Origin of the sequence: Marichromatium sp. AB32 (assembly GCF_003718675.1) — a bacterium.
GTDB lineage: Bacteria > Pseudomonadota > Gammaproteobacteria > Chromatiales > Chromatiaceae > Marichromatium > Marichromatium gracile.
This window is the reverse complement of the sequence record NZ_RHFJ01000094.1, coordinates 1-7,430: the sequence shown is the minus strand read 5'-3', so window position 1 is coordinate 7,430 and position 7,430 is coordinate 1. Positions and strand designations below refer to the sequence as shown.

3 protein-coding genes and 1 pseudogene are annotated in these 7,430 nt (G+C 72.9%); 1 reads left to right on the top strand and 3 read right to left on the bottom strand.

Features of this window, described 5'->3' with window-relative positions; genetic code table 11:
- Both EBL85_RS16215 and EBL85_RS16210 read right to left on the bottom strand, forming a co-directional pair.
- Positions 1 to 682, bottom strand: a 682-nt coding sequence (locus EBL85_RS16215; RefSeq protein ID WP_190288107.1) for a transglycosylase domain-containing protein, incomplete at its 3' end; no start/stop codon positions are given.
- Between the two features lie 8 nt (positions 683 to 690).
- Positions 691 to 6,069 carry an alpha-2-macroglobulin family protein gene (locus tag EBL85_RS16210; RefSeq protein ID WP_123143445.1) on the bottom strand — a complete coding sequence of 1,793 codons (5,379 nt, stop codon included), beginning with the start codon at positions 6,067 to 6,069 and terminating at the stop codon, positions 691 to 693.
- Positions 6,070 to 6,323: 254 nt separating this feature from the next.
- On the opposite strand from EBL85_RS16210, the gene EBL85_RS16205 reads away from it, so the two are divergent.
- Complete coding sequence (locus EBL85_RS16205) at positions 6,324 to 6,956, top strand: hypothetical protein (protein WP_123140168.1); 633 nt, start codon at positions 6,324 to 6,326, stop codon at positions 6,954 to 6,956.
- A gap of 346 nt (positions 6,957 to 7,302) precedes the next feature.
- Here the strand turns inward: EBL85_RS16205 and EBL85_RS16200 are convergent.
- Positions 7,303 to 7,430 (bottom strand): annotated as a pseudogene (locus EBL85_RS16200) (IS5/IS1182 family transposase); the annotation flags it as partial.

The following is a 7,430-nucleotide window of genomic DNA, read 5'->3' as shown; positions in this document are numbered from 1 at the left end:
ATCTAGCGTCGATCAGCCCGGCGGCCTCGGCCAGCGCCAGCACCCGGTCGCGGGCGCGACGCGCGGCCTCGGGATGGCGGTCCGGGCGGCGCGCCTCCGGCGCCTGGGGCAGCGCCACCAGCAGCGCGGCCTCGGCGAGATCGAGCCGACGCGGCTCCTTGCCGAACCAGGCCAGGGCGCCGGCGCGCACGCCCTCGAGGTTGCCGCCGAAGGGGGCCAGGGTCAGATAGGCATCGAGGATGCGCGACTTCGGATAGGCGCGCTCGAGCGCCAGCGCGGTGCGGATCTGCGCGAGCTTGGCCGCCGGGGTGCGGGTCGGGTGACCGGCGCGCAGCCGCGCCAGCTGCATGGTCAGGGTCGAGCCGCCGGAGACGATCCGTCCGCGTGTCGTCCACTGCCAGGCCGCGCGCGCCAGGGCGCGCGGATCGACGCCGGGGTGACGCTCGAAGCGCCGGTCCTCGATCGTCAGCAGCAGGGCGAGGTAGTCCGGGTCGAGCGCGGCGGCGGAGGTCGCCAACCGCCAGCGCCCGTCCTCGACGGGGAAGGCGCGCAGCAGTCGCTCGTCGCGATCGAGCACCTCGACCGCGACCGGGACCTCGAGCACCGGCGCCGTGCCGCCGAACAGCCAGCTCAGGCCACCGAGCAGCAGCGCCAGCCCCGCCGCGACACCCCAGCGCCGCACCGGCCGGCTCAGGGCGCCGGCGGCGCCACCCGCAGCTCGCCGCTCGCGCCCCAGCCGCGCAGTCGCGGTCGGTACATGTCCTCGATCCGCGTCGGGGCCAGGGCGAACACCCCGGGCGCCACCGCGCGGGCGCGATAGGCGAGACGAAAGCGCCGTGGCGCCGCCTCGTCACGTTCGAGCGCGACCACCAGGGCATCGCGCCCGAAGGACTGGTGCAACGGCCACTCCACCGTCTCGCCCAGCCAGTCGAACCCGGCGGGTGCGTCACCGCCGAGCAGCCGCGGGTTGGCGATCGCCAGCCCGCCGGGCAGCGGGTCGACCACCAGCAAGCGTCCGCGCCGCGCCCGGCTCGACTCGACATCGAGCACCACCACCAGCTGCTGACCCTGCACCAGCGCGGCGGGATCGAGCGCTCGACCGTCGAGGTCGTGATAGCTGCGACTGATGCGATAGCCGACGCCACCGGCGACGACTGCGCCCTCGGGCACCCCGATCCGGGTCTCGACCAGGGTCAGCGGACCCTCGCCCGGATTCTCGATCCAGGGCGCGGCGGCGAGCGCGGCCGGGTCGAGGCGCAACGGCAATACACCCTCGTCATCACCGCGCGAGAGCACCCCGGCGGCACGCGCCAGCCAGGCGAGTTCCTGGGTACTGAGCGCGCCCTCGAGATCGAGCCCGGCGAGCAGTTGCGCCGGCGCCTCCAGCGCCACCCCGGACTCGGCGGCGAGCACGATCACCCCGGCGCGATCGCGCAGCCAGGAGCCGTAGTCCTCGCGCCAGCCGTCCGCGTCACCGGGCGGCGTCATCGCCACCGCGCTGGCGAAGGCGCGCGCGGCGCGCTCCTGCTCGCCATAGCGGGCGAGTGCGGCGCCGAGCTGGGCGCGCGCCAGCGGCGTGGCGAAGTGCTCGAGCCGTGCGTCGAGGTAATAGCGCAGATCGCCGAGATCGGCGCGACCGGCCCGCGCCAGCACCGCCAGCGCATAGGCCAGGGACTCGCCGCCGTGGCTGAACTCCGGGGCATAGGCGACCTGGTTGGCGAGGTTGTCGAGCGCCAGCGCCAATGCCTGCGCCGGCACCGCCAGCCCGTGCGCGTCGGCGCGAACCAGGAAGTCGCTGACATAGGCGTCGAGCCAGGCCGAGCTGCCGTCCTGCCCCCAACGCCCGAAGCCGCCGTCGGCGCGCTGGCTGGCGAGCACCTCGGCGAGGGTCTCGGTCAGTCGCGCCGCGACCTCGCGCGGCGCCTCCAGCGCGCGCGCCCGATCGGCGAGCGCGAGCAGCGGCAGGGCGCGGCTGACCCGCTGCTCGGTACAGCGATAGGGATAGCGATCGAGTGCAAGCAGCGGCCCGGCGACATCGATGCCGGTCATCGCGGCATCGGCGAGCACCAGGCTCGCGCCCGCCGGCGCCAGCCCGGCGAGTGCGTCGGCGGCGGGCCGCCAGCGCTCGCCCGGGGCGAGACGGTGCCAGCGACGGCTGAGCGTCGCGGCGCGCTGATCGCGTACCTCGAGCGCGAAGCGACGCTCGATCGGCGCGCCCACGGGCGGCACCAGCCGCACCCGCAGCGCCCCCTCGCCCGCCGCCGTGGCACTCAACGGCAGGTCGAGCGCCACCGGCGCACCGGGCGCGAGCATCACGTCATGGCCCCGTGCCTCGACCGGGATCTGCAACGGTCCGGCCGCGGTGACCTCGACCCGGGCCGGACCGCTCACCCCCTCGAAGGCGGTCAGTTCCAGCCCGAGGCGGCTGCGATCGCCCGGGGCGAGCAGCGCCGGCAGGCTGGCGCGCACGCTCACCGGATCGCGCACCAGCAGCTCGCGCGCGGCGTGCCCGACCCCATCGGCCGACCAGGCCATCGCCGCCAGGCGCACCCGCCCCTCGAACTGCGGCAGCGCAAGCCGCACCCGCGCGCGCCCCTCGGCGTCGACCTCGAGGATCGCCGATTGCAGCGCCAGCAGCGGCTCGGTCGGCGGCGGCGCACGGCGCTCGAGGATACCGCCGTCGCCGCCACTGCGCACCACGCCCGGGGTGGCGCCGAACGGGTCGATCAGCCGACCGTAGAGATCGCGGATCTCGGTGCCGAGACGGCGCTGCCCGAAGTACCAGTCGTCGGGGGCCGGGGTCGGGTGGTCGGTGAGCGCGAGGATGCCGGTGTCGACCGCCGCCAGGGTGACGTGGACCGGCTCCTCCGGGGTCGCGCCCGCGACCTGCAGCGTCACCTCCAGCGGCGCGCGCGGACGCGCCAGCGCCGGGGCCTCGATGGCGACGCCGAGGCGGCGCGCACCGGGATCGACCGCCGCCCAGCGCAACCCGATGGCGCGCCCCGGCATGCGCCCGGCGGCGGTATCGAGCGGGCGGTGCAACAGCACGCAGACATAGGCCCCGGCGCCCCAGTCGGTCTCGACCGGCAACTCCAGGGTCAGCCCCTCGGCGGGCACCTCGACCTGCCGGCGCGCCAACAAGCGCTCGCCGAGCACCAGCACCGTCGCGGTGCCGGCGAAGCGCGGCTCGAGCCGCACCCGTGCCCGCTCACCGACGGCATAGCCGGGACGATCGAGGGTGACGCCGAGCAGGTCCGGGGTGTCCTCGCGCCCGGGGGCGGTGGTCCAGCCGGCATCGAAGTCGAGCGCGACCGGCAGCGCCCGACCGGCACCATCCTCGACGGTCAGTCGATAGCTGCCCCAGTCGACCGCGGTCTCGAGCCGCGCCGGCGTCTCGGCGTCGAGCGCCAGCTCACCGCTGGCCACCCGCCGGCTGGTGACGATCGGTTCGTAGCGCCAGCGATCGTCGAGGCGATACCACTGGAAGCGGGTCTCGAGCCGCGCCAGGGTCCAGCGCGCGTGCTCGACGGCGATGCGCTCGCCGCTCGGATCGAGCGCGATCAGCTCGAAGGCGGCACTGGCGCCGCTCTCGACCCGATCGTCGAAGAGTGCGCGCGCGCCGAGCCTGGGCGCCGGATCGCGCAGCGCGCGGGTCAACCGGCGCTCGACCGGGCGCGCGCCGTCCTCGCTCGCGCGCACCTGCAGCGTCAGCGCCAGCGGTCTGGTGGAGGGGTCGAGTTCGGGGAGCACCAACGGCATCCGCGCCCGGCCGGCGGCATCGGCGCGACGCGTCGGCAGCGCCGCGCCGAGCGGGGTGAAGTCCTCGTCGGTGAGACCGAAGCGGAACCCGGGCGCGGCCTCGAGCTGATCGCGGGCGACCACCCGCAGCTCACCATCGAGCTGCAGGCCCGCGCCCGGGGCACCGTAGCGATAGCGCGCCTCCAGCCCGAGATCGGGCAGCGCGGCGGGGTCGAGCGGACCGGGCGGCAGCTCGGCGACGAGATCGACGCGCTCGGGGACGAAGTCCTCGACCAGGAAGGCCACCTCGGCCAGCGCCGGGCCCTCGGGGTCGGCGTGGAGACGGGCGCGCCAGGTGCCGTGCATGGCGGTGTCGGCGAGCGCGACCTGAGCGCGGTAGGCGCCGCCGCCCTGGTCGTCAAGCCGCTGACGCCGGGCGACATGACCGTCGGGACGCTCCACCACCAGGGTGGTGGTCAGCCCGGTGACGGCGGCGGCGAGCCGGTCGCGCACCAGCGCGGTGAGCACCACCGACTCACCCGGACGATAGGCGCCGCGTTCGCTGCTCAGGAAGACATCGAGCGCGGCGGCGGGCGGGCGCCCGGCGACACCGCGATCGCGCAGGTCGAAGGGAGCGCGGGCGAGATCGAGGAAGGCATAATCGCCGGCCGCCTCCTCGGCCTCGGCCACCAGCAGCGCCGGGGCATCGCCGCCGCGACCGCGCAGCAGCCCGGGGGCGAAGCGGGCATAGCCCGCGGCGTCGCTGCGGGTCTCGCCGAGCACCCGGTCGTTGACCGCGAGCAACCGCAGCCGCACCCCGGCGCGCGGCTCGGCGGTGCCCAGGGCGCGCACCAGGACGTGCAGCCCATCGGCGCCGGTGAGCGCGCTCAACCCCAGGTCGGAGACCACGAACCACTGGCTCGCCAGCGACCCGTCACGCTCGGCGGACAGCTCCTGCGGGCGTGCGGTAAGCAGATAGACCCCCGGCTCGAAGCGCTCGACCAGGGCGTCGAGCGGGATGCCGGTGCTCACCTCCTGGTTGCGACGGGCATCGACCGCGACGCTGCCCGACCACAGCGCCGAGCCCAGACGCTCGGCGATGCGCTCGCGCGACCAGCGATCGAGCTGGCGCTCGAACAGGCCCTCGGCGCGCACCTGGGTGAGCGCGCGGTCGTCGACCCGGTAGAGCTCGAGCGCCAGACGCGCACTGTTGACCGAGACCACCGGCAGACGCGCGCCGCTGCCGCGCGGCAGGACATAGGCGCGCGACTGGAAGCGGGCGAGCGGGGCGCGATCGCGGACATAGAGGTCGAGCTCGACGTCCCTGGCCAGTACCTCACCGGTGGCACTCGGCAACCCGGCGCGCAGCCGCACCCGATAGCCCTGGCCATGACGTACGCCATCGAGACAGAGCTGGTCGCGCTCGGGTTGGAGGGCGAGGTCGGGGTCGCCCTCGACGCGCACGAAGTCGTCGATCTCGGCACGGTCGCGGGCGAGCGGTTCGCTGAAGCGGACACAGACCCTGGGGGCGGCGGCATCGGCGTCGATGGCGTGATCGAGCACCCGGAAGCCGTGTTCGGCGAGCAGGCGGGCGTACTCGGCGCGCAGCGTCGCATCCTCGTCCAGGGCGAGCGCGGCGCGGGTGGCGCGGATCGCCTCGGGCCACGACTCGCGCGCGGCGAAGGCGCGCCCGAGCAGGGCGAGCGTGGCACCGTCCTCCGGGGCCAGGCGCGCGGCGGCGAGCGCGGCGGCGAGCGCCTCGTCGCGCGCGCGCCAGTCGTTCGCGGCCGCGACCAGCGCGGTCTCGGCCAGGGCGCGCCACGCCGCCGCATCCGCCGGGGCCAGCCGCAACAGCGCGCGCAGTCGCGCCCGACGCTGCGCCGAGGTCTCGCCCGGTGCCGCCCGCGCCAACGTCGCCAGTCCCTGGCCGGGGGGCGCTTCGAGCGCCAGGGCGCGCGCCTGCTCGCGAGCGAGGGCACGGGCATCGGGGGGGATGAAGGCGAGCGTCTCGGGCAGGGCCCCGGGGTCGTCCCAGAGCAGCTCCGGACGATAGCCCGAGCGCGCCCCCGGCGCAGCGCGCGCCTCGCCGGGAGCGGATTTGAGGAAGCACCAGCCGGAGCGCTGGTCGTAGGTGAAGGCGAGACAGTCGGGATCGTCGGCGCAGGCGCGCTCGCAACCATCGAGCGGGACCGACTCCAGGGTGCGCAGGTCGGCACCGAAATAATCCACGCCGGGACTGTGCACCAGCCCCTGAGCGACGACACCACTGCTCACCAACAACCAGGGGAGCAGCAGCGCGATCGCGTGCGGCAATCGGATCGAGCCCAGCATCAGCGCCTCCCGCCTTGCAGATCGGTCGATCCTGGGGACTGTAGCCGTTGCGGGGAAACCGGTAAAGACGACGCGGACGATGACGAGGGTCGCGGATGCCCGAATGCGCGCGCGGATGTCACAACCCCTTAAACTTAGTTTCGGTAAGGGTTAAGATCCAGGACGCTTGACGCAATCGATGGCTTGAGGGGCGTTATCGATCCGGCCATCGGCCACTCACCACACAGTACCCGTACTCGCAAGGAGGGTCAGTCGTGTCAAAGTCAGCAGCCTCGTCCGAGGTCAAGTCCAAGCAGTCCCAGTCCCCACTGATGGTCGCCATCCTGCCATCGGTCTTCCTCTACATCGCCGCGGTGGTCCTGGTGTTCTTCGCCCGCGAGGACTTCGCCGCCACCACCCAGTACTGGGAGTTCTTCATCCCGGTGGTCGCCTTCATCTCGATCCTCTCGGGATGGAGTCAGGCCTACGCCTTCGACCGCTCGCGCTTCTTCTACCTGATCAAGCAGCTGCTGCACTGGGGCGCGCTCGGCGGCCTGCTGTGGCTGTTCTACGACCACGGCATCCGCGACGCGCTCAGCGCCGAGCAGTACAACCTGGTGCAGCTCTATCTGCTCGGCCTCGCCGCGCTGATCGCCGGACTCTATCTCGACACCAAGATGCTGTTCTTCGGCGCCTTCATCGCCTGCTGCGCTTACCTGCTGGCCGACCCGGCCAACAGCGCCGTCCTCACCTCGGTGGGTGATGCCTTCGGCATCGAGAACGCTCAGGACAAGCCGATGACCATGATCATCGCCGCCGCCCTGGCCGCCTTCGTCGCCAACCTCTTCGTGCTGATCGCCATGCGTGGGGCCGTCATGGCCAAGCGCGGACGCACCGCACGCGGCTGAAACGCCATGCCAACCGTCTCGTCCCGATTCATGGACGAGACGGTCCGAAGCGGGTCGCGGTCGCAACGACAAGGACAAGGACAACGGCTGGAACCGTCACGCACGGACGTACCAGGGGGTTGGGTCGACAGAGAGATAGGGGCAGATGGTGCCCGGGGCGGGACTCGAACCCGCATGACCGAGGTCGAGGGATTTTAAGTTGAAAGGGAAAGTCCGTTGGTAGGCGTTGCAAGGCGTTGTTCCCCACCTAAGTGCATGATCGTGATTGTCTTTTGCTGCTAGATGCGAATGATTGGCGTTGTACGGCGTTACCAGTCCCCAACCTGGACGGTTCGCATACGGTTCGCTACGTTTTGTACGAAAAGTAATGCCTGAGGCATCTGCGGATGCAAGCAAGCGTGAACATTGCCGAGAAGCTGGCCGCCAACTTGTCGTAACGGGTGGCGATGCGTCGACAGGACTTGAGCCAGCCGA

What these genes read in the sequence shown, in the direction of transcription:
- EBL85_RS16210 (WP_123143445.1), bottom strand. Translation starts at nt 6,069, where the DNA reads ATGCTGGGCTCGATCCGATTGCCGCACGCGATCGCGCTGCTGCTCCCC.